This is a genomic window from Bacillus cereus group sp. MYBK108-1 (genome assembly GCF_051917185.1).
Taxonomy (GTDB): domain Bacteria; phylum Bacillota; class Bacilli; order Bacillales; family Bacillaceae_G; genus Bacillus_A; species Bacillus_A cereus.
The window spans coordinates 63531-90077 of sequence record NZ_JBQAHZ010000008.1 but is presented as its reverse complement, the minus strand read 5'-3'; the positions used below and the strand labels follow the sequence as shown (position 1 = coordinate 90077).

The window sequence follows — 26547 nt, the reverse complement described above, 5'->3', positions numbered from 1 at the left end:
CTACTATCCCTCCTTTTGCTTACTACACTCCTTTCTATTTTTTCTTTCCCTTTTAGAATATATTCCGTAAGGCAGCATGTTGATTGATAGTCATTTCTTCCTCACATGCTAATATTTACTCTCTCGCTACCTTTCTGACAAATAAAAAAAGACGTATATTCCATACGTCTTTTTCCATAATATTCAAATTTTAAGAAAATAATGTTTTTACTACCGCACTTACTTTATCATTATGGATTTGATAATACACTTCTAATCCTCGTCTTTCAAAGCGTACTACTTTATTTTGCTTTAACTTCGTTAAATGTTGTGAAACCGTTGATTGCGGAATTTCTAATACTTCCTGTAGTTGTGTTACATTACATGTTCCTCTTTGCATAAGTTCCATTACTAGACGTAGACGAAGTGGGTGAGCTAACGCTCTTAACATTTGTACATCTTCTTCTGAAATACGACATTCGAATTGATTTTGGCTCATAAAGTTCCCCTCATTTTCGTTTTTATTTGCGTTTTTATGTTCTTTTTATTTATTTATATATCTGTTCTTATATTTCCTGTTACGACATAACTTTATCAACCTATAAAGCCGAAAAATTTTTCCATCTTTATCAGCAAAAATTCAGGAAAAAATCCTTGCTGATTTTGAATATTATACTATATGATATAACGAAAAAGCAAAATAATGGCCTACGAATACTTTGCTTGCAAACGTTGTTTTATCAAGCTTTTTGTTATATTTTCACCTCATTGAAACGCACAGTAACGGTATTGTAAAATACCGTCTATAATTGATAACCTATCGTAATGTAGTTGAACTATAATTAACCTCTTTGTTACGCTAAAAGGAATTTTCAGTAAAAAGAGATGATGTGATATTAAAAATTTGTTTCTAATTTTTTATTCGTATTGCAAGCGGTTGGACTGTTGTGCAAAACTTCCTATTTAAATCCACTCACCAATCCTCCCTCACACTAGATCAAATAGGACAGATCAGTTCATATATCAAACTTTATACTCGATATAAAAGATGGCATCTAATATACACTTATAGGAAACATGCCAGCTGAATAAGCAAAATAATATGCAAATAGTTTATACAGCACACTTAAATTCATTTGAGTGTGTTTTTTGTCTACTTTATGAACAAAGCTTTTCTTTTAACACTATTATGGAATAATTATACTTTTTTACGTTGACAATAGTGTTGAAGGAGAATATACTAAGCATGTAAGTTGATTGTGAATAGTTTCACAAATAATGTGAATTTCTTCACATATAATAGATAGGAGTTGTCATTATTATGAGTACTTGGACACAAATTTATGACCCATTAAACAATATTTGGTTATCTGCACTAATCGCAGCACTTCCAATCTTTTGTTTCATCATTTGTTTAATGGGATTCAAAATGAAAAGTTACATGGCTGGTCTTTATAGTGTGATTGTCGCTATTATCCTTGCAATATTTGTTTATAAAATGCCAGCAACAGTAGCTGTAGCATCTGCTGGATTCGGTGTTTTATCTGGATTTTATCCAATTTGTACTATCGTTATCGCCGCAATTTTCCTTTACAAATTAACTGTTAAAACAGAGCAATTCAATATTATTCGCGATAGTATTTCAAGCATTACAAATGATCAACGTTTACAAGTATTATTAATCGCTTATTCTTTCGGTGCTTTCTTAGAAGGTGCAGCTGGTCTAGGGGTTCCAGTTGCTATTACAGCCGCACTACTTGTAGGTATGGGCTTTAATCCATTAAAAGCAGCAGGTATTTGTTTAGTAGCTAATATTGCTGGTGGTGCTATGGGTGCTATGGGTATTCCAGTTACAGTGCCAGCACAATTAACTCAACTTGACGCATTAACTATTGGTCGTCAAACTGTTCTTATTTTACCTTTCATTAGTATTATTTTACCTTTCTTACTTGTTTCAATGGTCGATGGAATTAAAGGTATTAAAGAAACTTGGCAAGGTATTCTTGTAAGTGGTGTTTCTTTCGCTATTACTCAATTCGCTGTGACTTACTTCTTAGGTGCAGAACTTACTAATATTTTCGCAGCAGTTGTAAGTATGATTGCTCTTGCATTATTCTTACGTGTTTGGCAACCAAAATCTTCTACTAAAGAAGAAAAACAAGAAACTAAAGTATCACATACATTCAATCAAATTTTATACGCTTGGTCTCCATTCGTATTCTTAACTGCATTTGTAACAATCTTTAACTTAAAACCGATTAAAGCTTTATTTGCTCCAGATGGTGCGTTAGCAAACTTAGTATTTAACATTCAGTTCCCTGGTCTTCATAATGCTGTTATGAAAACTACACCAATTACAAAAGCTGATACACCTTTCGCAGCTGTTTTCAAATTTGATGTATTCTCCTCTACAACTACTGCGATTGTACTAGCAATTATCGTTTCACTTATCGTTTACCGCGTAAAAGGTAAAATGGTTAAAGAATTAATGATTGAAACAATGAAAGAATTAAAAGCTCCAGTATATACAATTTGTAGCGTTATCGCTTTAGCTTACGTAGAAAACTACTCTGGTATGTCATCTACACTTGGACTTGCATTCTCTTCTACTGGTAATGCATTCCCAGTTCTTTCTCCAATCTTAGGATGGATTGGCGTATTCATTACAGGTTCAGTAGTTTCAAGTGGTTCTTTATTCGCACCACTTCAAGCAGTAACAGCAGACCAGTTAAACATCGTTCCTTCTACACTCGTTGCCTTAAACGTAGTAGGTGGTACAATGGCAAAAATGGTTTCACCACAATCTGTAGCAGTTGCTTGTGCCGCAGTTGGGCTAGTTGGTAAAGAATCTGCTCTATTTAAAACAGCAATGAAATACAGTTTAATCTTCTTAGCTGTTATTAGCTTACTTCAATTAAACGCTGTATTTAATATCTTTTAAAAATAAAACACCGATCCAAGTGGATCGGTGTTTTTCACATTACATTTTTTTATTTTTTAATAAAGAAGCTCCAGCAATTTCAGGGTGAGTCATTTCGAATGGATCTAAAATAATATCTAATTCCTCTTCTGTCAGTACACCATGTTCTAAACATAACTCCCTAACAGATTTCCCTGTTTCAATTGCTTCACGTGCAATACGAGATGCTACTTCATAACCAATATGAGGATTAACTGCTGTAATAATTCCAACACTTTTCTCAACATATTGCTTCAGCAATTCTTCATTTGCCGTAATTCCTTCAATACAATATTCACGGAATACACGGAATCCATTATTCATAATACTAATAGATTGAATTAAATTAAATACAAGCACAGGCTCCATTACGTTTAACTCTAATTGTCCAGCTTCTGATGCTAAGCAAATTGTATGATCGTTTCCGATTACTTGGAATGCGACTTGGTTAATCACTTCTGCCATAACTGGATTTACTTTTCCTGGCATAATCGATGAACCTGGCTGACGTGCTGGCAATTGAATTTCAGCTAACCCAACACGTGGACCAGACGCCATAATACGAAGATCGTTTGCAATTTTAGACATGTTCATCATACATACTTTAAGTGCTGCAGATACCTCTGTGTATGCATCTGTATTTTGCGTTGCATCAACTAAATGCTCTGCACCAACAAGTGGGAATCCACTAAACGTTCTTAAATGTTTTACCACTTGTTCAATATACATAGGATTTGCATTTAATCCTGTACCAACAGCTGTCGCGCCCATATTCACTTCATATAAATGTTGACGAGACTGTTTAATTCTTTTTATATCACGCGCAAGCACTCGGCTATACGCTTCAAATTCTTGTCCAAGGCGAATTGGAACTGCATCTTGTAAATGTGTGCGTCCCATTTTAATAACATGATCAAACTCTTTTGCTTTTTTACGAAAAGCAGAATGAAGTTCTTCCATTGTAATAAGAAGCTTTTCTAACATCATAAGAGTTGCAATATGAATCCCTGTTGGAAACGCATCGTTCGTTGATTGGGCCATGTTCACATGAGTGTTTGGGCTAATTTTCGCATACGCCCCTTTTTCATATCCCATACGTTCTAACGCTCTATTCGCAATTACTTCATTTGTATTCATATTAATAGAAGTTCCGGCTCCACCTTGAATAGGGTCCACGATAAATTGATCATGAAACTTTCCATCAACAATTTCTTGCGCTGCTTCTGCAATTTCATGTCCAATGTCTTTAGCTAAGTAACCAGTATCTATATTCGCAAGCGCCGCCGCTTTTTTCACAATTGCCATTGCTGTAATGAGTGATGGATGAATGCGATATCCTGTAATTGGGAAGTTTTCTACGGCACGTAATGTTTGTACACCATAATAAGCTACACTTGGTACTTCTTTTTCACCTAAAAAATCTTTTTCTATACGTATATCCTTCGTTGCTATCATTTTTATCACCTATACTTTTTCATTCTAAATCCTTATCCAAAAAATCCGCCCTCTAAAAACACGAGTATCATTCAGAAGAATTTTTCAGTATCCACCTTCACTATATAGCACCTTTTTTGAAAGCGCAAACATTTATTTTTCTGTATATCCTTTTTATTAAAGTTTATAGAAAATCATTCTTCTACTTTCCTTATTTCCACTCGTTTAATTTGATGCATATCCTTTTCAAGGACTTTAAAATAAAAACCGTGTTTCTCAATAATATCTCCTTCAGCAACGATTTGTTTTTGTACCATAATCCAGCCACCAATTGTATCTACATCATCAGCAATTAAATGTATGCCAAGCAAATCATTTACTTCACTAATAAGCACTTTTCCCTCTACGATTTTATAACCTTCACTTATATGCTCTATAGGGGGATTCTCATCTTCATCGTATTCATCTCGAATTTCTCCAACAATTTCTTCTAAAATATCTTCTAGTGTAACAATCCCAGCTGTACCACCATATTCATCATACAATACAGCTAATGGAATGTGTTTTCTTTGCATTTGTAATAGTAAATCATGAATTGGAATATTTTCTAGCACTTCAATAACTGGCCTTGTATATGGCATAATTGAGCACTCCTCATCCCGATTACCATCCATATAACGAATAAATAAATCTTTTACATTAACCATCCCAATAATTTCATCTTTATCTTCACCAAATACAGGATATCTCGTGTACTTTTCTTGCGCGATTACTTTAATATGTGTTTCAAATGGTTCGTCCTCATATAAGCCTACAACTTCCGTACGAGGTACCATAATTTCTTTTGCTACTCTATTATCAAATTCAAAAATATTATTTACATATTTAAATTCCCTTTGGTTAATCTCTCCGCTCTCATAGCTCTCAGATAAGATTAACCTTAATTCTTCTTCTGAATGAGCTACTTCATGTTCAGAAGCTGGATGTAATCCGAATAAACCAGTTACAACCCTCGCTGAACCATTCAAAGCCCAAATAAACGGATACATAACTCGGTAAAAATAAATAAGTGGTTTCGATAACAATAAGCTAACTTGTTCTGCTTTTTGTATAGCAAATGTCTTTGGAGCAAGCTCCCCAATGACAACATGTAAAAATGTAATTACTGCAAAGGCAATAATAAATGAAACTGTACTGGAAATTGCAGGTGAGAATTTTAATTTTAAAAACAACGGCTCGAGTAAATGTTTAATGGTTGGTTCCCCTAACCACCCGAGCCCTAAAGCAGTAATTGTAATGCCTAGCTGACAGGCCGATAAATATTCATCTAAATTTGAAGTTACCTTTTTTGCTGCCAGTGCACCTCTTCTTTTTTCACTAACGAGTTGATCAATACGACTGCTACGTACCTTAATAATTGCAAATTCAACAGCCACAAAAAATGCTGTTAACCCAATAAGAATGACTACCATCAATAATTTTAAAATATCCACATATGCTCTTTAGCTTTCTTAGCTAAAGTTACACCTCCTTTTAAAAAGAAGTTTCACTTTAGTTTCTTCAATTATTGGACAGCAACTCTATATAAAATCCACCAATTTTCAAACCTCATACAATTCTAAAGGTAAAGCATCAGGGTCTTGGAAAAAGACGAATTTCTTCCCCGTTATTTCATCAATACGGATCGGTTCCGTCTCAACACCACATTGGTTTAAATGCTTCACAGCTTCTTCTATATTTGTAACAGCAAATGCTAAATGTCTAAGACCGGCTGCTTCTGGAAAACTTTTGCGCTCAGGCGGATTTGGAAATGAAAATAATTCGATTTGATACTCTTCTCCTACACATAAATCTAATTTATAAGAATCTCGTTCCTTTCTATATACTTCATTTATCTCTTTAAACCCTAATATCCTAGTATAAAAATCCTTTGACATCTCATAATTCGAACAAATAATTGCAACGTGATGCACTCTACATATATTCATGCTCTCTCTATTCCTTTCTTTACCAAAGATGCATATTCTCCCTTGAAATGAAAAACATATATAGCAGAATATCTCTTTTAGGGGGCTTACCATGAAATTCATTACTTTTTTCGTCGGACTAATTGTTGTTTTCTTGCTCGCTTATATTGCTAGCAATAATAAGAAGCATATTAAATTTAAACCAATTTTTATCATGCTTATTATACAGTTAATTTTAACCTATTTACTATTAAATACAGAAATCGGCCTCATACTTATTAGAATCATTTCCAGTTTGTTTACCAAGCTACTCGAGTATGCTGCTGATGGAATAAATTTCGTATTTGGTGGTCTTGCAAATAAAGGTGAAATGCCATTTTTCCTTACTGTATTATTACCAATCGTCTTTATTTCTGTTTTAATTGGTATATTACAACATTTCAAAATACTACCATTTTTTATTCGTTGGATCGGGTACTTTCTTAGTAAAATAAATGGTCTTGGTAAATTAGAATCTTACAACGCTATCGCCTCTGCCATTGTCGGCCAATCAGAAGTTTTTATTACAGTGAAAAAACAATTAGCTCAAATTCCAAAACACCGTCTTTATACACTTTGTGCCTCTGCTATGTCAACCGTATCTATGTCTATCGTAGGTGCCTATATGACAATGATTGAACCTAAATATGTAGTAACTGCACTCGTTCTCAATTTATTTAGCGGTTTTATTATCATACTCATCATTAACCCTTACGACGTTAAAGATGACGAAGATATTTTAGAAATCAAAGGTGAAAAACAAAGCTTTTTTGAAATGCTTGGAGAATACATTCTTGATGGTTTTCGTGTAGCCATTGTTGTCGGCGCTATGCTCATCGGATTCGTCGCATTAATTAGTTGTATTAATGACCTGTTCCTCATTATATTCGGTATTACGTTCCAACAATTAATCGGCTATGTATTTGCACCTATCGCATTCCTTATCGGTGTACCAAGTTCTGAAATTGTCGCGGCTGGCAGCATTATGGCAACGAAGCTTGTAACGAATGAATTTGTCGCAATGATGGACCTTAGTAAAATTTCTAATAGCCTTTCTCCCCGTACAGTTGGTATTATTTCTGTTTTCCTTGTATCTTTTGCCAATTTTTCTTCCATTGGTATTATTTCAGGTGCGGTAAAAGGACTAAACGAAGAACAAGGAAACGTTGTTGCGAGGTTTGGCCTTAAATTACTATATGGAGCTACTCTCGTTAGTATTTTATCTGCAATTATCGTAAGCATTATGTTGTAATTAGGTAAAATTTTATCATTTTCTTATCCCTATCTTTTGTATACAATAACGAATAGGTGTCTTATAAATAATCAAGACATCTATTTTTTATACATGTACAATCGCTTTTATTTAGCGTAAAATATTTTTTATGTGTTTGAATACACTTCTAAATGTATACACTTTGATAGTTTTAAAGGAGAAAAAATGATGAAATCCGACACAAACAACAATACGCGAGCCAAAAAAGGACGCTCAAAGAAAAAACGCCTACTTTGGTTCCTTCTTATTCCATTACTAATTGTAGCACTTGGAGCAGGGGGCTACTCCTTCCATATATACAGTAAAGCAAAGTCCGTCTTAAATAATGCTTATGCTGAACTAGGTCGAGGAGATAAGTCCAGTAAACGTGAAAAAGCTGTTAAACCTATGACCGACAATATTTCCGTACTAATTATGGGTGTTGATGAAAGTGATATTAGGGAAAAAGGTTATGGAAAAGCAACTCGAACAGATGCGTTATTACTTGCAACAATTAATAAAAACGATAAATCCGTTAAACTTGTAAGCATTCCACGTGACTCACGCGTCTACATTAAATCACGTGATAAATACGATAAAATCACACATGCGCACGTATTCGGTGGTGTAGACAGCACAATTGATACGGTAGAGAACTTTTTAGATGTTCCAGTTGACTACTATGTAAAATTCAATTTTAAATCCTTTATTAAAATTGTTGATTCTCTTGGTGGTATTACTGTAGACGTTCCAGTTGAGTTCACAGAGCAAAATAGTAAAGATGAAGCAGATGCCATTCATCTAAAAAAAGGACGTCAACATTTAAATGGAGAAGAGGCACTGGCACTAGCTAGAACTCGTCATATCGATAGTGATTATATGCGTGGTCAACGTCAACAGCTTGTATTAGAGGCCATTGCTGAAAAGGCACTATCTCTTAATTCCATTAATAAAATCGGTGGCCTACTAGACGCTGTCGATAAAGATTTAAAAACTAATTTAACTTTTGATGATATGATGACAATTACAAAAAATTCAATGGATTCAAATTTAAAAATGGAAAAAATGCAAGTAGAGGGTACAGATAAATATATAGGTGGTATTTATTATTACGTTCCAAATGAAAAAAGCGTCGATACTATTTCAACTACCCTTCAAAAACATCTCGGTGTTACGAATAAAAATGAACATAAAAAATTATAATAAAAAGGCTGCTAGATCTTTCTAGACAGCCTTTTTATTATATTTTTCAACATATTTTTCATACACATTGTGACAAGAAGTGACAATTATTACAGCGGTGTAACATTTTTTATGAAAACATTACACACACAATGAAAATAATAGTATACTAGTACGTACATAATGTTATTTTCATCATTTTTATACAAAAAATGTAATACATATATTTATACATAAATTTCTGGGGGGAAATAAATGAAGCTAAGTAAAATACTGATTGGTTCTGCAATTGCTGGGGGCATATTACTTTGTGTAGGCGGTGTTGGGGGATATCAATATGTATCCAAATTAAATAATCAATTAGATACTACTGTATTACCAAATACTACATTTGAAGGTATTTCTCTCGACGGAAAAAATAAGAAGGATATTCAAGCAATTATTAATCAAAAGGTAACTGAGTTAGATCAAAAATCCCTTACCTACATATTCCAAAACGATAAACAAACTTACACATGGAAAGATTTAGGGATAAATTATAAAGAGAAAGATATTATTGACAAAATCTTCAAAGAACAAGAAGGAAACGTAATGAATCGTTACAAAATGCGTAAGCAAGCTGAAAACGGTGAATTAAAACGTGACTATAAATTAACACCACAATTAAATGCAACAGCTTATGAAACCTTTATAAAAGATAAATATAATGAAACATTAAAAAATCCTGTTAACGCAGAATTAAGTATTGAAGGCTCAACAGTAAATATTAGTCAAAGCCAAAACGGAGAAAAAATTGATAAAGGGAAACTAAGCGGTTTAACAAATGAAGCTATTACTACTGGTAAATCAGATGTTACATTACCAGTTACATTCATAAAACCAGAACGTTCTACAGAAGACATACAGAAAATGGGTATTAAAGAAGTCATTGCTGAATATTCTACTCCAATGGCTGGCCGTAACGGAAATCAATCATTTAACGTAAATAAGTCAGCTAATACTTTAAGTGGGGTTATTGTCGCACCTGATGAAACATTTAGTTTTAACGGTCGCGTTGGCGTAACTGATGCTGCACATGGTTATAAATCTGCAGCAGTATATTCACAAGGTAAAGTAATACAAAGTGCAGGCGGAGGAGTTTGCCAAGTCAGTAGTACATTATACAGTGCAGCTTTAAGGGCAGATTTAGGCATTGTTTCTCGAAGCAATCATTCTATGCCAGTAAATTATTTACCACTTGGGCAAGATGCAGCAGTAGCAGATTATGGTCCAGATTTAAAATTTAAAAATAATACAGGCAATCATATTTATATTCAAGCATTTTCAAATGGAGGTAGTATTACTACACGCATTTTCGGTACAAATACTGGTAAAAATGTTGAAGTTTCTTCTCAAGTAATTAGTAGAACTAGTGATAAAATCACCGCGGTTACGTATAAAAAAGTAACACAAAACGGGGAAGTAATATCAAATGGACAAATTTCAAAAAGCGTATATAAAAGCGCTCCAAAAGAATAGATAATATCAACCGAATAGCATAAAGAAAAAGGCGTGATTTAATCACGCCTTTTTCTTTTGCAGTAATAGTAAAAAAGTTTCAAGATGGTCTTTCGTTTCTTCTAAAGACCACATACGATTTCCTTGCTTCGCAGCTAATACACACGCCTCTTCCCACGCGTTCTTTTTCTTCATATTTATTAATTCATCACGTAATTTCAAAACAATTTCTTCGTCTTCTTGTTCAATAAACTCTTCCATCACGCTTACTATTTCATCCTCATGAATACTTAACGTACAGTACGATTTAAGAAAGTATTGTAATGTCGTATACATAATGTACTCCCCCTTCTTATTTATCAGATGGATAAGAAGTAATAATCTTAAACCCTAATTCTCCTGACTTATCTCTTGCTAAAACAGTAACAGTTTTTACCAACTTGTCTTTTACACTCATATTTTTCTTTATTACCGTTTTTCCAACAGGAAATGAATGAGTTGTATTTAATACGAGACGAGCCTCTTTAGAATTTTTTAACCAATCTTGAATTTCCTTGTCATGTTGCTTCAAGCTATCTTTTACAGCTTTCGTCGCTGTTTCTTTATCATAGTATGTACTTGCGGCTGACACTTTATCTGTCTTCAAGCGATTCTTCAAATCCTCTTCTGACTTGCCTACATGTCTTTCAATCGTATGACCATTTTTAGGTGGTCCTTCCATTTCATCTAAAATATTATCACTAATTTTTTCTACCGATGTAGCTTGATTCCCTGTCTGTTTCTCTGTTTTTTGTTCTTTTCCTGCACATCCGCTTAAGATCAGCATTAATGCCAATAAACTACTGAAGAAAAGACTACTTATTCGTTTCATCATATCACCTCTTCCATGATTATTATCGCAACTTCACTAAAAGTCAATTTCACAACGAAAAAATCTATCAGTTTTCATTTTTTTCATCTATTTTTCCATATTTACCCCAGCAATTTCATCAACCCTCTATTTTTTGCCTTTTATAATATATACCCCCTATATTTTTCGATTATTTCCCAGATAAAACCATAGATAACATAACTATAAAACTCTTTTATACAAAGGTTTTTATAGTATTTTTAAAAATATTTTAAAATACCCCTATTTTCATATACCTAATACCCATATAAGGTATAAAGATACCTTCTTATCAACGTTTTTCTACATTATGTAAATTTACCCTTGCCTATACAAACGAAATGTGGTGTAATGCAAAAAAAGATAAAGGATTTTAAACAATGGCTGAAACGATTCAAAATTTCTTAACAGAATACTATTCAATCGCAATTCCACTTAGTATCTTAATTAACATCATCATTAGTCTTTTAGGTTTTATCCCTAGTATTTTTTTAACCGCCATTAATATACAGCTCTTTGGCGTAACAAATGGTACTGTTATTTCGATCGCAGGCGAAGCATTAGGGGCTATTATCTCGTTTTATATTTACCGCATGGGCCTTCAAAAGTTCACTCACGATAAAGTAAATAAATACCCAAAGGTAGAGCGTCTTCTTTATGTAGAAGGTAGAGAGGCCTTTCTACTCGTTCTATCGTTTCGCTTGATACCTTTCATCCCATCAAGTATCGTGACTTTATTTGCGGCTCTAGGTAAGATGTCATTACTCTCCTTCAGTATTGCCAGCACAATAGGGAAAATACCGGCATTGTTAATCGAAGTATATTCTGCCTATCATGTCATGAACGGAACAAATGAAGCAAAGTGGATTGTGACAATTGCAGGTTGTATCGGATTATATTATTTGTGGAAAAAATGGAGAAAAAAATAAAGAAGGAGCATAGGCTCCTTCTTTATTTTTGAGGTATTTTATTAATAGCTATCCTTTAATCCTTAGTTAATACCAACAGCACTAAATGATTGCTTAACTGCTGCTACTTCCGCAGAAGTCGCACCATATAAATCAGCTGCAGCTTGTACTGCACCAGCACGAGCTTGGCTAAATGTAGTAGATTGCGTGAAATATTGTGTGTTTGCACGGTAATAAATTGCACCTAACTTATCTTTACCAATGCCCGTTACAGTTACACCCGAATGCGTACCACCATTTGCTAATAAATAAGCTTGTTTGTTAATGATACCACTGTTTGTATGAACCCCACCGTTATCACTAGTACCAGTGTAACGCTTAGAATAATGGTCTGGATCACCGTATTTTGCTGGATCACTCATAGAGCGAAGCGCATCTCCTGCTTTACCAGGCGTATAAATATCTTCACCAATCTCCCAATCCGGGTTACGGTTATCATAGAATTCTACTAAAGTACCAAAAATATCAGAAATTGCTTCATTTAGCGCTCCTGATTCATTTTGATAAATTAAGTCCGAGCTATTTTCAGTAACAGCATGCGTTAATTCGTGACCAATTACATCAATTCCACCAGATAATGAAGTGAATGTTACACCATCACCATCTCCGTATACCATTTGTGAGCCATTCCAGAATGCATTATTATACTTACTTCCGTAATGAACTGTCGATTTTAATGGTGCTCCTGCATCATTAATAGAGTTTCTGTTAAATGTAGCTTTATAATAATCATATGTTCTACCTGCATAGTAATGAGCATCTACTGCCGCTGCATCATACGCTGCATTGAAAACATTATCTGCATCTACCCATAAAGTTCCTGGCAATGTAGTACGATTTTTCGCATCATATGTGAAAATTGTTGCCCCGCGCGTATTATCTTGTAAGTAGTAAGATGAACCAGATAACGTTGTATTAAGTGATTTCGTATCTCCTAATACACCTTTACCAGTCCCTACTTTATTTGTTCCTGTTACAGGTTTTACTACTGCTTTCGCATCCTGTTTAGGAGCCTCTTGCTTAACTGGTGATTTATCTTCATTTGTTACATGATCCAATTTATTATATTTATTTAATACTTTACCGCTGTCTGCCTCAATGAAATAGTAGTAGTTTCCTGGACTTGGATCTAAGAAGTTTAGATTTACAACGTATGCATATGTTGTTTCTTCACCATTTTGATATACATATAAGTCCGCTTTTGGTTCTACCTCATATTTCGGTGTTACCCCTAAATCTTGCTGCGCGATTTCAATCGCTTTTGCGCCTTCAATCTTATTTTTATTTTTCAACTTTTCCTTCTTGTCTAAATCAGGTGCAACTGTTCCAGACAATACTTTTAAAGAACCGTCTTTACTTACGTGAGCTACTTGAGTAGAACCCCATACAGGTACTCCTTCGTAAACTTGTTGCATACGTACTACTGTTGAATCAGTTACAGCATCTTTCTTCACTTGTTTCACTTTGAAAGAATCTTGCGCACTCTTTTCCCCTAGCTTGTAATCACCTTTTGCTGCATTTAAGTAATCAAACACAACAGATTCCGCTTTCTTACCAGTCGCTCCAGTTAGATCACCAGAAATAAACTCAGGTGACTGTACTGTCTCATTGTACTTCTTCGTAGAGAGTACATTTTTAGAATCCGCAAATGCAGAGCCTGTCCCTCCAAACGTTGTAACTGCCATTCCTGTCGCTAACACTAACGCTAAACTTTTCTTTTTCATGAACCTTCCCCCTAATAAAAATTTTTTTGAAAAAGAGTAGTTTCATATTAGCATTATGTTTTCACTATTAATATACTAAAAATTCAATTAATTTATTTCTCAAGTTTTGTAGAATTTTGAGGAACAAATATTGAAAAAACCCTTTCCGATTGGAAAGGGTGGAGATTATAAATTAACTTGTTCAACAGTTTTAGCTTGTTGACCAACAATGTCAGGTTTACTGCTATATTGATGTATTCCTCCAGCAACTGTAAGAGTCAATATAAACGCCAATACTCCAAATACCATCTTTTTCATGTTTATTCCTCCTTATTATCATTCATTAAATCAATAACTAACCTATAATATCGATTACTTTCTTCAAATCTCGATAAACTGGAAAAATGTTCTGCTAGTTCAACGTATACTTTCTTTAATTCTATTTTATTTCCTGCAGATTTATACAACGGGATAGCCTCATTTTCCAAAAATGCTTTATAATCTTTTGCTTCTTCAAAATATTTATATCTAAGCATTAAAAGCAAATATAATTTTGCATTAAATCTCTCTTCCTGTTTTGCTGCATCAATTCCCTTATCAATTAATGTCCTTGCCTCTTCCAATTCTTCTAATTTAATGCATACTAATGCCATTTCGTATATTGTATCTAAATAGTTTAAATCTATTTGTTTTTGAAGTTGTAGACTATCTAAATAATATTTTTTCGCTTGCTGATATTTACCTTTTTTATAATAGATACTTCCCATATTACTTAAAGTAATAGCTAATAGTACATCCTTATCAGCAAAAGATGTGGCCTCTCTCAATATACTCTCATACATTTTTAAAGCTTCTTCATACTGACCTTTTTCTGTATAACTTACCGCAATAAGGATTTGGCAATTAATTATGTTTCTAAACTTATATTCACTACGAAATCCTTCTAATGCCATATTTACAAAATGAATTGCAAGATGATGAATATCTAAATGAGTATATGCAAGCGCTATATTATAATACAAGCCTGTTTCATGATACCCTTGTTCTTTGGCCATTACTTCTGTTTTTAATAAGTAATCTAGCCCATCCTTCCATCTATACTGTAAACAGCACAATAATCCTCTACTATACATATATAACAACTTCTGAAATGGAGAATATTTTTTATATACCTTCTTCAACTTATCTAATTCTTCTTCGAGTGCAGAAATATCCCTTTTCATAATTAAATAACGTGTATACAGCAGTTTATAATAATTTATAATTTCAAAATCCAACACATGCTTCATTTCACCTTGCAACTCTTCATATATACGTTCTACTTGTTGCTTGTCTAAATGAACTAGTGCATTTAACCATTCATCTAGCTTCCCCTTCACATCTTCTTCTACATCTCTCAAATCCGTCACAGCAATTTCTAGTCTTGTGCAGAGCAATTGTAGAATTTCTTCTGATGCTTCGATCTTTCCATTTTCGATCTTACTTAAGTATGAGACAGAACAAATGCCCTGACATAATTCTTCTTGTGTCATTTTTTGCTGGAGCCGTTTATAAAAGACTTGTTTGCCTATTTTTTCTAATGTTTGTTGCATTGTCCTCCTCCATTCTCATTACCCCCATTACTCTAATAATACATAAAATTTGGAGAAATATAAATTGATAAATATAAATTTTCTAAAAAATATGCATAATTTCATTTTTTTCTCTCTTGACTTCACATCAATATCTCTTCTTTGCTACGAATGGTGAAAAATTGGTATACTATAACCAAATTATGGAGGTGTTCTCGCGATGACTCATTATAAAGATGATAGTTATGCCTTACATACAGACCTATATCAAATCAACATGGCTTATACATATTGGAAAGATGGTATTCATAATCGCCGTTCTGTTTTTGATTTATATTTTCGAAAGCTTCCATTTGAGAACGGCTACGCTGTTTTTGCTGGCCTTGAGAAAATTGTAGAGTACATAGAAAATTTCAGTTTTACTGAAAGCGATATCGCTTACTTAGCAGAATTACAATTCGAAGAAGAATTCCTTCATTATTTACAAAATATGAAATTCACTGGGATGATTCGCAGTATGCAAGAAGGTGAAGTTGTATTTAATAACGAGCCTTTATTACGTGTTGATGCACCACTTGGTGAAGCACAAATTATTGAGACTGCCCTCTTAAATATTGTGAATTACCAAACATTAATTGCCACAAAAGCAGCACGTATGAAACATGCTGCAAGTAATGATGAGCTTTTAGAGTTCGGCACAAGACGTGCCCATGAGTTCGATGCTGCCCTTTGGGGGACGCGTGCTGCCTTTATTGGTGGTTTCTCCTCTACAAGCAACGTTCGTGCTGGGAAACGCTTTGGGATTCCTGTAGCTGGCACACACGCTCACTCTTTCGTTCAAGCATATCGCGATGAATACGTCGCGTTTAAAAAATACGCTGAAACTCATAAAAAGTGCGTCTTTCTCGTTGATACATATGACACATTGAAATCTGGTGTTCCAAATGCGATTCGTGTTGCAAAAGAATTTGGGGATCGTATTGATTTCTATGGCATACGTCTTGATAGTGGTGATATGGCTTATTTATCGAAAAAGGCACGAAAACTACTAGATGAAGCAGGGTTTACAAATACAAAAATTATCGCTTCTAGCGATTTAGATGAATACACAATTATGCACCTTAAATCTCAAGGAGCAAAAATTGACGTATGGGGCGTTGGAACGAAATTAATTACGTCCTTTGAGCAACCTGCATTGGGGGCTGTTTACAAACTCGTTGCGATTGAAGATACTGACGGAAAATTAAATGATACAATTAAAATTTCATCTAACCCTGAAAAAATTACCACTCCAGGACTGAAACGAATTTATCGTATTATCAATCGGGTTAACGATCATGCAGAAGGCGATTATATTGCGTTAGATTCTGAAGAACCAGGAAAAGAAGAGCGCTTAAAAATGTTCCATCCAGTTCACACATATATAAGTAAATTCGTAACAAACTTTGAAGCCCGTGAACTGCATAAAGACATTTTCGTTAACGGTGAAAGAACATATGAACTACCAAGTATATTAGATATTCAAAAATATAATGAACAGAGCCTCTCTCTATTTTGGGAAGAATATATGCGAACTTTAAACCCTGAAGAATACCCTGTCGATTTAAGCCAAGAGTGCTGGGATCATAAAATGAATTACATTCAAACAGTTCGAGAACAAGTTGAAAAAAACATACAAAAGTAAACAGAGAAGTTTCCCCTTCTCTGTTTTTTCAATACTATATGGATATTTGTAAAAAATATATTAAAATAATAAGACGAATGTATTTTATTTGTAAATTTTAATATTATACTATTTTAAAGTAAAATAATATTTGATATTATTTTATTGAGTCAATTTCAACAAAATCACCAATAAAAAAGAGGACGCGGTTCGCGTCCTCTTTTTTATAAATCTTTCACTCGTAATACACGCATTGCATTTAACACTGCAAGTAGTGTCACACCAACATCTGAGAAAACAGCTTCCCACATTGTTGCAATACCAAAGGCACCAAGTAATAAAACGATCCCTTTTACACCTAGAGCAAAGATGATATTTTGCCACACTATACTTCTTGTGCGTTTTGCAATTTTTACAGCTGTCGCAATTTTTGAAGGCTCATCAGTCATAATAACGATGTCTGCCGCTTCAATTGCTGCATCTGACCCTAAACCACCCATCGCAATACCAACGTCTGCACGGGCTAATACTGGTGTATCGTTAATACCGTCACCAACGAAGGCAATTTTTTCTTTTCCGTGCTTCGCTGCATCAATTTTTTCAATCTCTTCTACTTTTTGTTGCGGTAGTAATTCCGCATGAACTTCATCTAAGCCTAATTCTTTACCAACAGCTTCACCAACTGGTTTTGCATCACCAGTTAACATTACTGTCTTTTTAATACCTAGTTCTTTTAACTTTTGAATCGCTTGTTTCGAATCCTCTTTTACCTCATCAGAGATAACAATATAACCTGCATATCTTCCATCTACAGCAACGTGAACTAATGTACCTACTGTTTCTGGTTGCTTAAATTCAATATTTTCTTTTCTCATTAATTTTGCATTACCTGCAAAAATTTCTTTTCCTTGTACTTTTACGACTGTACCGTGACCAGAAATTTCGTTATAATCATCGATTATTTTTTCATCAATTGATTTTCCATATGCCTTTCGAATAGATTGGGCAATTGGATGGTTAGAATATACTTCAGCAAATGCCGCATACTCTAATAACTCTTCACTTGTAGTACCTTCGCTCGGTTCCATTTTTGTAACTTTGAAAACACCTTTTGTTAATGTTCCTGTTTTGTCAAAAACAATATATTTCACATCATTTAAAGCTTCTAAATAGTTACTACCTTTTACTAACACACCACTTTTAGATGCACCACCAATACCTCCAAAGAATCCAAGAGGAATGGATACAACTAACGCACATGGACAAGAGATTACTAAGAACACTAAAGCTCTATAAATCCACTCAGAGAATGTAGCTCCTTCTAAAATAAGTGGTGGAATAAATGCCATGATTGCCGCTGTAATAACTACAACTGGAGTGTAGTAACGTGCAAACTTCGTAATAAAGTTTTCCGTTGGTGCTTTTTTACTGCTTGCATTTTGAACTAAATCTAAAATTTTCGATACAGTTGATTCACCGAATTCTTTTGTAACTTCAATTGTCAACACACCGTTTTGGTTCACAAAGCCACTTAATACATCATTTCCAACTTCAACTTCACGTGGTACAGATTCACCTGTTAATGCTGAAGTATCTACCATTGATGTTCCTTCAATTACTTTTCCGTCTAACGGCACTTTCTCACCTGGCTTAACGATAATATAATCGCCAATTTGTACATCTTCTGGTGATACTTGTTTCGTTTCATTTCCAACCTTTACATTCGCATAATCAGGACGAATATCCATTAATGAAGTAATTGATTTTCGAGAGCGGTTTACCGCAATGCTTTGGAATAGTTCTCCTACTTGATAAAATAGCATTACTGCTACAGCTTCTGAGTATTGTTGAATTGCAAAAGCTCCTACAGTTGCAATTGCCATTAAGAAGTTTTCATCAAATACTTGGCCACGAGTTATGTTTCTTACCGCTCTCCAAACGATATCTCCACCTATTAATAAATAAGCAAGGACGAATAACGGAATTGTTACCATTTGTGGTAAGCCCGCTAATGCAGCAATTGCTGTCAAAATTCCGCCGACCACTAATCTCCCTACCATCTTTTTCACATTTGCTTCACCATGATCATGACTATGCCCGTGGTCATGATCGTTCTTCTCTTCACGAACAACTTTCACGTCTGGCTCTAACTTTTGAACGACATTTGTTATATTTGCTACAGTCGCTTCTAGTTCTCTTTTATTCGCAACTTCTACTCGTAGTTTCTTCGATACGAAATCAACAGTTGCTTCTGAGACAGCTGGCATTTCCTTAACTTTATTTTCAATTTTCATTGCACAGTTCGCGCAATCTAAACCTTCTAATATAAATACTTCTTTAGCAATTTTATTTTTTTGTTCTTCTTGCACTTTAATATGCGGTTCTAATTTTGTAACGAGTTGTTTTGCTTCCGTAACAACTTCGTTTTCTTTGTTTTGTGCCGTTTCTAAAATCAGTGTCTTTGTTGCAAAGTTTACAGAGCAAGAATTTACTCCTTCTATATTCCCAACACCTTTTTCAATTTTCATTGCACAATTCGCACAATCTAAACCTTCTAACATCAGTTTCTTTTTCACTAACGCTTCAGCCATCGTTCTCCCTCCTCGCGTTCTTTTTATTCTTCTTCGTTTACGTGTTCAAACGCTTGCTCGAAGATATGAATTACGTGCTGGTCAGCTAACGAATAATAAACAACCTTTCCTTCTTTACGATTCTTCACAAGTTTCGCTTGCTTTAACACACGAAGCTGATGCGAAATAGATGATTGTGTCATTCCTAATAAATAAGCTAAATCACAAACGCACATTTCAGCTTCAAATAGCGCATGTAATATTCTCGTACGTGTACGGTCACCTAATACTTTAAATAGTTCTGCTACTTTACTTAAACTTTCATCAGTTGGAATTGTTTGTTTTACTTGCTCTACAACTTCTTCATGAATTATCGTTTGAGAACATGTCTCTTGTGGTGTTTCTACTTTATTTCCAGCCATTATAGCTCACCTCTTTAATTGAACATATGAACAATCATTCATATATCTTATACTCTTATTATATGAGCGCCTACTCATATGTGTCAATGAAATCTGAATTTTTTTTATGAACATTCCGTTCACATTTTAATAAGTCATATACATATTTTTCGCATCCTCTATATTCTCATACAAAAAAGGATGCACAATTCGCACACCCCTTTTTACTTACTTTTCATTTTCACCGCATCCACAATTAAAGAAACAAATCCTAACCGATTATCCCGATTTCTATGGTCAAAACGTTTCGAACGATAAATAAATCCACCTTTCTCATTCCAATCATTATAGTGAAACTTACCATTCTCATCACAGTATTCTAAGAGCCTCACTTGAAAACCTGCTGATTCAAACATGGACGTGATTGTTTTATAGTTATGAACAATTTTATGGCTTGCTGCAGGATGATCTAATGGACCAGGTCCACCTACTTGTACCCCTTGCTGATATTCTTCATCTGGAAAAAATGCATCTGGTACTGCACAACGAATATATCCATTCTCCATTAAAAACTCATAACAAATTTTTGCAGCTTCAATTCCTTCTTCATATGATAAATGCTCCCATACATGTTCTGCCAAAATTACTGATAAAGAATTAGGTTGAAATTTATCAAGCCAAGTTTCTCTCCGTAATAAATTTAATTCTTCTTCATTCGTATGTAACCAACCAGGGTTATTATTATAACCCTCTGCTCCAACTACAACTTTTGTTTCTTCCATTTTGCTCCCACCCTTTTTTCATATTCCGACATAAAAATTCAACAAGTAATATACATTCCCTTTATTTCAACAAAAGAAAAAGCCTTGCGCGCTCCCTAGACGCACAAGGCTTACTATACTTATATCCCTTTTAATTAAGCTTTTAATTAAGCTTTTAATTAGCTTGTTCTAAATTATCCTGCGAACTTCCATCGTCTTTTAAATGACTATGTTTTTTCGAATAAACAAAGTATACAACTACTCCAATTGCTAACCAAGCACCGAAGTACATCCATGTTTTTAATGGTAGATTTACCATTAAGAATAGACAACATGCAATCGAAATAATCGGCAAGATCGGTACAAGTGGTACCATAAATCCACGTTGTAATTTTGGATGTGTTTTACGAAGAATAATAACTGACACACCAACCATCGCAAATGTTAACAACGCTCCAATATTCGCTAAATTCGACAATTCTTTTAAATCGATAAATCCAGCAATTAAAGCACTACCAATTCCTGTTAACCAAACTGTAAATGTTGGCGCTTCTGTCTTTTTATTAATTTTCGCGAAAGATTCTGGCAATAAACCGTCACGGCTCATCGCAAAGAATACACGTGTCGTTGCATAAATGTAAGCAAAAATTACTGCCATAATACCAATTACAGCTCCAATTGCGATTACACCTGCTACTTTATCTTGTCCTACAACTTCTAACACATATGCCATAGCTTCTGGTACATCTAATTCTTTATAAGAAACCATACCCGTCATAACGAGACAAACTACAACATAAATGATTGTACAAATGACTAACGAAGCGATAATACCAATCGGTAGATCACGTTGCGGATTTTTTACCTCTTCAGCAGAAGTTGCTAATGCATCAAATCCTAAGAAAGCAAAGAATACTGCTGCTCCCCCCGCGAAAACTCCACTTAAACCGTACGGTGCAAATGGTATCCAGTTTTCTGGTTTCACGTAGAATACACCAACTGCAATGAATAAAACAACGATACCAATTTTAATTAATACCATTATGTTATTCACGCGTTTACTTTCTTTCGTACCTCTTGATAATAACCAAGTTATAACTAATGTAACGATAACTGCTGGTAAATTCACCATACCACCTTGAGACGGAATCGTTAGCAGTGCTTTTGGAATTTCAAGCCCTAATCCACTCACTAAGTTATGGAAGTAACCAGTCCATCCGCCAGCTACTGCGGCAGTCGTTACAACATATACGGATAGTAATGTCCATCCCATTAAATGAGCTACAAACTCACCAATTGTTGCATATGAGTATGTGTACACACTACCTGAAACAGGAAGTGTAGAAGCCACCTCTGCGTAACATAATGCTGCAAATCCACAAACGATGGCTGCAATCATGAATGAAAAAATAACTGCTGGACCAGCATCTCTTGCTGCTACTAATCCAGTTAATACTAGAACTCCTGTACCAATTATCGCACCAATCCCTAGCATTGTTAGGTCAAATGCCCCTAGCGTTTTCGTCAAAGTTTTACTTTTACTTTCCCCTAACAATTGCGTAACGGATTTCTTTTTAAATAGGTTGGCCACGATGTATGCCCCCTTTTGCCAAGAAGAGCTAAGAGATCTTCACTCTTAGCTCTTATCATGTTGTTTTATATATTGTTCGATTTTGTTTTGTATAATGCTTCTATTAGCAAGATACTGTTTCTGCTTCTAATAATTCTTTAGCACCTTTGTACTCTACACCGTGAGCTTCTGCAACTGCTTCGAATGTTACATAGCCATCTAATGTGTTAATACCTTTTAGTAATGCAGAGTTGCCTAGGCAAGCTTCTTTGTAGCCTTTGTTAGCAATTTGTACTGCATATGGTACTGTTACGTTTGTTAATGCAAGAGTTGATGTACGTGGAACCGCACCTGGCATGTTTGCAACTGCATAATGAACAACGCCGTGTTTTTCGTAAGTTGGGTTATCATGAGTTGTAATACGGTCAGTTGTTTCGAAAATACCACCTTGGTCAATCGCGATATCTACAACAACAGAACCTGGTTCCATTGATTTAATCATTTCTTCTGTTACAAGTTTTGGAGCTTTTGCACCTGGGATTAATACTGCACCGATTACAAGATCAGACTCTTTAACAGCTTCTGCAATATTGTAAGGATTAGACATTAAAGTTTTTACTTGGTTTCCGAAAATGTCATCTAATTGACGAAGACGTTCTGCACTTAAGTCGATGATTGTTACATCCGCACCTAGTCCAACTGCAATTTTAGCAGCATTTGTACCAGCTTGTCCACCACCGATGATTGTTACTTTACCACGTTTAACCCCTGGAACACCTGCAAGTAAGATACCTTTACCGCCTTTGTTTTTCTCAAGGAATTGTGCACCAATTTGTGCAGCCATACGACCAGCTACTTCACTCATAGGTGCAAGTAATGGTAATGAACGGTTTTCTAATTGTACTGTTTCATATGCGATAGAAACAACTTTTTTCTCGATTAAAGCTTTTGTTAATTCTGGCTCTGGAGCTAAGTGTAAGTATGTGAACAAGATTAAGCCTTCACTGAAGTGTTTGTATTCGCTTTCAATTGGTTCCTTAACTTTCATAACCATTTCCATATTCCAAGCTTCTTCAGCTGTATCAACAATTTTTGCTCCTGCTTCAACATACTGAGCATCTGTGAAACCAGACCCTAAACCTGCACCCTTTTGAATGAATACTTCGTGATTGTTACGAATTAAATGTACAACACCTGCTGGTGTCATTGCCACACGGTTTTCGTTGTTTTTAATTTCTGCTGGTACCCCAATACGCATAATGAAATGCCCCCTTATAATTAACAGAAAAAAGAGATTCTTTTTTCTTTTTGTAATAATTAATAACTTATGTCCTTATTCTAGCATAACTTAAAAGTTATGAAAACGCTAACATATCATTTTCCTAAAGTTTTTATATTTAGAATAGTGTAAATATATAAAACATTGATTCTATTAGGGGTTTCGTGTCATTCCATTATCTTTCACTCTATTTTTATTATACTGCTTCAAAATAAATAGCAATCATTTATTATTTGACAATAATTTAACAATGTAAGAAACCTAAGCGATAACGTATACATATACAGTTATTACTTTACTCAATACTTTAGAAATATATTCTTTTCACAAAAAAACAGCTGCTAGCATTTAGCTAGCAGCTGGGTAACTTATAAATAACTTAGAAAATAAATCATCTGTCGTTTCAGTAATTTTATCAAACAGATCACTTTCTTCCGCTTCTTGCTCTTTTAACATCTTAATTGTTTCACGTGCATCTTCAGGGTAATCGGTTATAATACCATCTACGTTTAACTTATAATATGCCTTTAAATTTTCCATATCATTTACTGTCCATACGTAAATTGGTTTGTTTAACTTCCTTGCTTCTTTTACTAATTTCTTATTTAACATATATTCTTCTGCTACGTAAAAGTCAGCCTTCACATTCTTTAAGTTAGCTCTACTTGCATACAGTATATACCCTACTTTTATATCTGGATTTGCACGCTTAAACTCTTTAATAAGTGGATAGTGTAACGTTTGAATTACACATTGCTTCTCAAATTCATTATCTTTAATCGTTTTTAAGACTTTGTTTACAAAATCTTTTTCGCCCCCATGAAGCTTCACTTCTATATTAAGTTTGATTTTGCCATTTGCTAGCTTAATGATTTCATCAAGTGTACTTATTTGTCCTGAAAGTCCATCTTGACTAAGGGTAAGCTGCCTTAACTCCGCCATCGTTAAATCTGACACATGCACATTAGCATTTGCGAGACGTTTCAGCTTCAAATCATGTATAACCGCTAGCTCACCGTCTTTCGTTTGTAATACATCTATTTCAGCGTAGTCTGCTTTTGCATCAATAGCACCTTGCACAGCTTCTTTCGTATTTTCTACGCCTTTTGATATATACCCGCGGTGCGCCATAATAATCGGTTCTTTATACGAATTTGAAATAAACGTTACAATGAAGGCAACGACCATTCCCGCAGTAATAATCCCTACAATGTATACGCCAATGAATTTCCAACGATGTTTTTGGAAAAAGCATTTATCTGCTTTCGTTTTCGAATAATCTAATCCTTCTTCTAATAAAACATCTTCAACCGGTACCTTTTGTAAGTATAATCGCGTAATCGCCATAATATAAAATGGCGTCACGATAAAGCTGAATAAATACAATGTACTCGTTAAAAATACAGAAATCGTTGATTCAGCTAATAATGCAAATGTTCCTTTCGGGTTTGTAAATTCATAAACACCCCATAGGCACAATAAATACATTCCCAAAAACACGACATATACAATTCCAATTGAGATAAAAAATCCTACTAAAAAGAATAGTACTTTAAAAAAGCTTTCCTTTACTAAAGTTGCACTTTTACGTGCTGCCACGCGAAATGGTTTTTGCTCTAAAACAACAATAGGTAGAACGAAAATCCATCGAAGATTCAAATACGCGACTACAGCAAAGAACGTGTAATAACCAACTTGTCCCATCGTTGTCTTAAACAGTTCTCCTGTAATAAAGTTAGGAATTTGAATTTGCGGGATTAATGCCGTTTCATATCCCATATTTAAAAGAGGCAACAATACGACAGCATATAAAATAAATCCTGGTAAGCAATATGTGAAAAGAGTAGGTAAATACGTTACCGTTTTATATAAAATCGGACGTAATTTCACCTTCTGTCTTTTATGAGCGAAATACGAAATAATAATAAGCACCGCAAATTCTGTAAAGATAAGAAACAGTGCTAACAATGATAAAATTACGATTGCTAAGATGCCATAAGGCGTCTTTAAAAACGCTAATAATTCATCATTTGTCGCATTTGCATAACCACCAAAATACAATAACTTATTAAAAATGATTCCAAATAGCGGAACAAACACAATCGCTGCTAATAATTTATAAGCAAGTTGAAAAGTTAATACATTCCAAAAGGCAAATTTAACTGTTTGAAAGGAATGTCTCATTACTCCTGGTATAGATAGTTTTTTACGGTGTTGCATATATTCCTCCAAATTCTAAAACGGTATTTGAGATGGATTCCATATTTCCAGTTCTAATCCATCTTTTTAATAATAATATATTCCGCTTAACATGAACACACTTATACATATAATGAAAAAAGTGATGGCTACTTCCCATCACTTTTTCATTTATTCTATTTTTTCTCTAGCCCTTGTCCAAATGCTTTCAAGAAGCTAAAACCGAATGTAATAGCTCTATTGATATCTGGATCTTTTAATACTTTAAAGAAATCCATCACTTTTGTTTTTTTACCACTATTTAATTCATCTGTTGCAAATTGCAATCCTGTAACTAAACTTGACGTAATTTGCTTCGTTATTTCTGGGTCAACTGAAGATAACGCTTCTCCTGCCCCCATCATATTATTTAACGCATTTTTAACGGGTTCACGATTTAATTGCTCCACAGCGATTTTTGAAACATCTTCCTTCGCAGCAAGTAAACTAATTGCCGCATCTAATATACCAGCCTTCTGCAACTGTGCTAAAAGCTGCATCGTTTCTTCTACTGCTTCACGATTATTAGATAGCTCATTTAGAAGTTCATCTGCTACTTGCTGTTTCTGTTCTTCCTCTGTTACAACTTTCTTTTTAATTACAGTAATTTCTTTCGCCACTATCT

Annotated in this window: 22 protein-coding genes; 6 read left to right on the top strand and 16 right to left on the bottom strand. The window is 34.4% G+C overall.

Annotated elements, in window-relative coordinates; genetic code table 11:
- Nucleotides 1-190: 190 nt before the first annotated feature.
- Complete coding sequence (locus tag ACTFSL_RS13890) at nucleotides 191-478, bottom strand: ArsR/SmtB family transcription factor (protein WP_000081428.1); 288 nt, start codon at nucleotides 476-478, stop codon at nucleotides 191-193.
- Nucleotides 479-1300: 822 nt separating this feature from the next.
- Between ACTFSL_RS13890 and ACTFSL_RS13885 the strand changes: the two genes are divergently transcribed.
- Complete coding sequence (locus tag ACTFSL_RS13885) at nucleotides 1301-2920, top strand: L-lactate permease (RefSeq protein ID WP_000109096.1); 1620 nt, start codon at nucleotides 1301-1303, stop codon at nucleotides 2918-2920.
- 39 nt (nucleotides 2921-2959) lie between these two features.
- Here ACTFSL_RS13885 and aspA read toward each other — a convergent pair whose 3' ends face one another.
- From aspA to gloA2, 3 genes are all read right to left on the bottom strand, one after another.
- Nucleotides 2960-4393 carry an aspartate ammonia-lyase gene (aspA, locus tag ACTFSL_RS13880; RefSeq protein ID WP_000562156.1) on the bottom strand — a complete coding sequence of 478 codons (1434 nt, stop codon included), beginning with the start codon at nucleotides 4391-4393 and terminating at the stop codon, nucleotides 2960-2962.
- Between the two features lie 173 nt (nucleotides 4394-4566).
- Entirely contained in the window at nucleotides 4567-5865 is a 1299-nt protein-coding gene (locus ACTFSL_RS13875; protein ID WP_000353313.1) for a hemolysin family protein, read from the bottom strand.
- Between the two features lie 108 nt (nucleotides 5866-5973).
- Nucleotides 5974-6360 (bottom strand): SMU1112c/YaeR family gloxylase I-like metalloprotein, encoded by a 387-nt coding sequence (gene gloA2, locus ACTFSL_RS13870; protein ID WP_001017671.1) that lies wholly within the window; start codon nucleotides 6358-6360, stop codon nucleotides 5974-5976.
- Nucleotides 6361-6451: 91 nt separating this feature from the next.
- Here gloA2 and ACTFSL_RS13865 point away from each other — a divergent pair, with 91 nt between their 5' ends.
- From ACTFSL_RS13865 to ACTFSL_RS13855, 3 genes are all read left to right on the top strand, one after another.
- Nucleotides 6452-7630: a NupC/NupG family nucleoside CNT transporter gene (locus ACTFSL_RS13865; protein WP_000668866.1), complete on the top strand. Its 1179-nt coding sequence runs from the start codon at nucleotides 6452-6454 to the stop codon at nucleotides 7628-7630.
- Nucleotides 7631-7816: 186 nt separating this feature from the next.
- Nucleotides 7817-8833, top strand: coding sequence for an LCP family protein (locus tag ACTFSL_RS13860; protein ID WP_002163841.1), 1017 nt, complete (start codon nucleotides 7817-7819; stop codon nucleotides 8831-8833).
- 234 nt (nucleotides 8834-9067) lie between these two features.
- On the top strand, nucleotides 9068-10330 hold the full coding sequence (locus tag ACTFSL_RS13855) for a VanW family protein (RefSeq protein WP_000777369.1): 1263 nt from the start codon (nucleotides 9068-9070) through the stop codon (nucleotides 10328-10330).
- A gap of 42 nt (nucleotides 10331-10372) precedes the next feature.
- Here the strand turns inward: ACTFSL_RS13855 and ACTFSL_RS13850 are convergent, their stop codons facing one another.
- Nucleotides 10373-10645 (bottom strand): hypothetical protein, encoded by a 273-nt coding sequence (locus ACTFSL_RS13850; protein WP_000288803.1) that lies wholly within the window; start codon nucleotides 10643-10645, stop codon nucleotides 10373-10375.
- 16 nt (nucleotides 10646-10661) lie between these two features.
- On the bottom strand, nucleotides 10662-11180 hold the full coding sequence (locus ACTFSL_RS13845) for an RNase A-like domain-containing lipoprotein (RefSeq protein ID WP_000822694.1): 519 nt from the start codon (nucleotides 11178-11180) through the stop codon (nucleotides 10662-10664).
- Nucleotides 11181-11578: 398 nt separating this feature from the next.
- Between ACTFSL_RS13845 and ACTFSL_RS13840 the strand changes: the two genes are divergently transcribed.
- On the top strand, nucleotides 11579-12127 hold the full coding sequence (locus tag ACTFSL_RS13840) for a TVP38/TMEM64 family protein (protein ID WP_000852222.1): 549 nt from the start codon (nucleotides 11579-11581) through the stop codon (nucleotides 12125-12127).
- 62 nt (nucleotides 12128-12189) lie between these two features.
- Here the strand turns inward: ACTFSL_RS13840 and ACTFSL_RS13835 are convergent, their stop codons facing one another.
- The 3 genes from ACTFSL_RS13835 to ACTFSL_RS13825 all read right to left on the bottom strand — a co-directional run bounded on the left by ACTFSL_RS13835 (nucleotide 12190) and on the right by ACTFSL_RS13825 (nucleotide 15461).
- A complete protein-coding gene (locus tag ACTFSL_RS13835; RefSeq protein WP_000730383.1) occupies nucleotides 12190-13890 on the bottom strand; it encodes a M4 family metallopeptidase in 1701 nt (566 codons plus the stop codon).
- Between the two features lie 165 nt (nucleotides 13891-14055).
- The gene (nprX, locus tag ACTFSL_RS13830) at nucleotides 14056-14187 is read right to left on the bottom strand and encodes a quorum-signaling peptide NprX (RefSeq protein ID WP_000738910.1); all 132 of its coding nucleotides are present in this window, start codon (nucleotides 14185-14187) and stop codon (nucleotides 14056-14058) included.
- Between the two features lie 2 nt (nucleotides 14188-14189).
- Complete coding sequence (locus tag ACTFSL_RS13825) at nucleotides 14190-15461, bottom strand: tetratricopeptide repeat protein (protein ID WP_001187961.1); 1272 nt, start codon at nucleotides 15459-15461, stop codon at nucleotides 14190-14192.
- A gap of 199 nt (nucleotides 15462-15660) precedes the next feature.
- Between ACTFSL_RS13825 and ACTFSL_RS13820 the strand changes: the two genes are divergently transcribed.
- Entirely contained in the window at nucleotides 15661-17124 is a 1464-nt protein-coding gene (locus tag ACTFSL_RS13820) for a nicotinate phosphoribosyltransferase (RefSeq protein ID WP_061456765.1), read from the top strand.
- Between the two features lie 203 nt (nucleotides 17125-17327).
- Here the strand turns inward: ACTFSL_RS13820 and ACTFSL_RS13815 are convergent, their stop codons facing one another.
- From ACTFSL_RS13815 to ACTFSL_RS13785, 7 genes are all read right to left on the bottom strand, one after another.
- The gene (locus ACTFSL_RS13815; RefSeq protein WP_440041863.1) at nucleotides 17328-19694 is read right to left on the bottom strand and encodes a heavy metal translocating P-type ATPase; all 2367 of its coding nucleotides are present in this window, start codon (nucleotides 19692-19694) and stop codon (nucleotides 17328-17330) included.
- Nucleotides 19695-19717: 23 nt separating this feature from the next.
- Nucleotides 19718-20095, bottom strand: a complete 378-nt coding sequence (locus ACTFSL_RS13810; protein WP_000918378.1) for an ArsR/SmtB family transcription factor — start codon at nucleotides 20093-20095, stop codon at nucleotides 19718-19720.
- A 203-nt stretch (nucleotides 20096-20298) separates the two neighbouring features.
- Nucleotides 20299-20856, bottom strand: coding sequence for a class I SAM-dependent methyltransferase (locus tag ACTFSL_RS13805; RefSeq protein ID WP_440041861.1), 558 nt, complete (start codon nucleotides 20854-20856; stop codon nucleotides 20299-20301).
- A 154-nt stretch (nucleotides 20857-21010) separates the two neighbouring features.
- Complete coding sequence (locus ACTFSL_RS13800; RefSeq protein ID WP_001284893.1) at nucleotides 21011-22426, bottom strand: amino acid permease; 1416 nt, start codon at nucleotides 22424-22426, stop codon at nucleotides 21011-21013.
- Nucleotides 22427-22529: 103 nt separating this feature from the next.
- Nucleotides 22530-23663, bottom strand: coding sequence for an alanine dehydrogenase (gene ald, locus ACTFSL_RS13795; protein ID WP_001219742.1), 1134 nt, complete (start codon nucleotides 23661-23663; stop codon nucleotides 22530-22532).
- Nucleotides 23664-24032: 369 nt separating this feature from the next.
- Nucleotides 24033-25904, bottom strand: coding sequence for a glycerophosphodiester phosphodiesterase (locus ACTFSL_RS13790; protein WP_001164717.1), 1872 nt, complete (start codon nucleotides 25902-25904; stop codon nucleotides 24033-24035).
- A gap of 155 nt (nucleotides 25905-26059) precedes the next feature.
- The gene (locus ACTFSL_RS13785) at nucleotides 26060-26542 is read right to left on the bottom strand and encodes a DUF1641 domain-containing protein (RefSeq protein ID WP_001040540.1); all 483 of its coding nucleotides are present in this window, start codon (nucleotides 26540-26542) and stop codon (nucleotides 26060-26062) included.
- Between the last annotated feature and the right edge of the window lie 5 nt (nucleotides 26543-26547).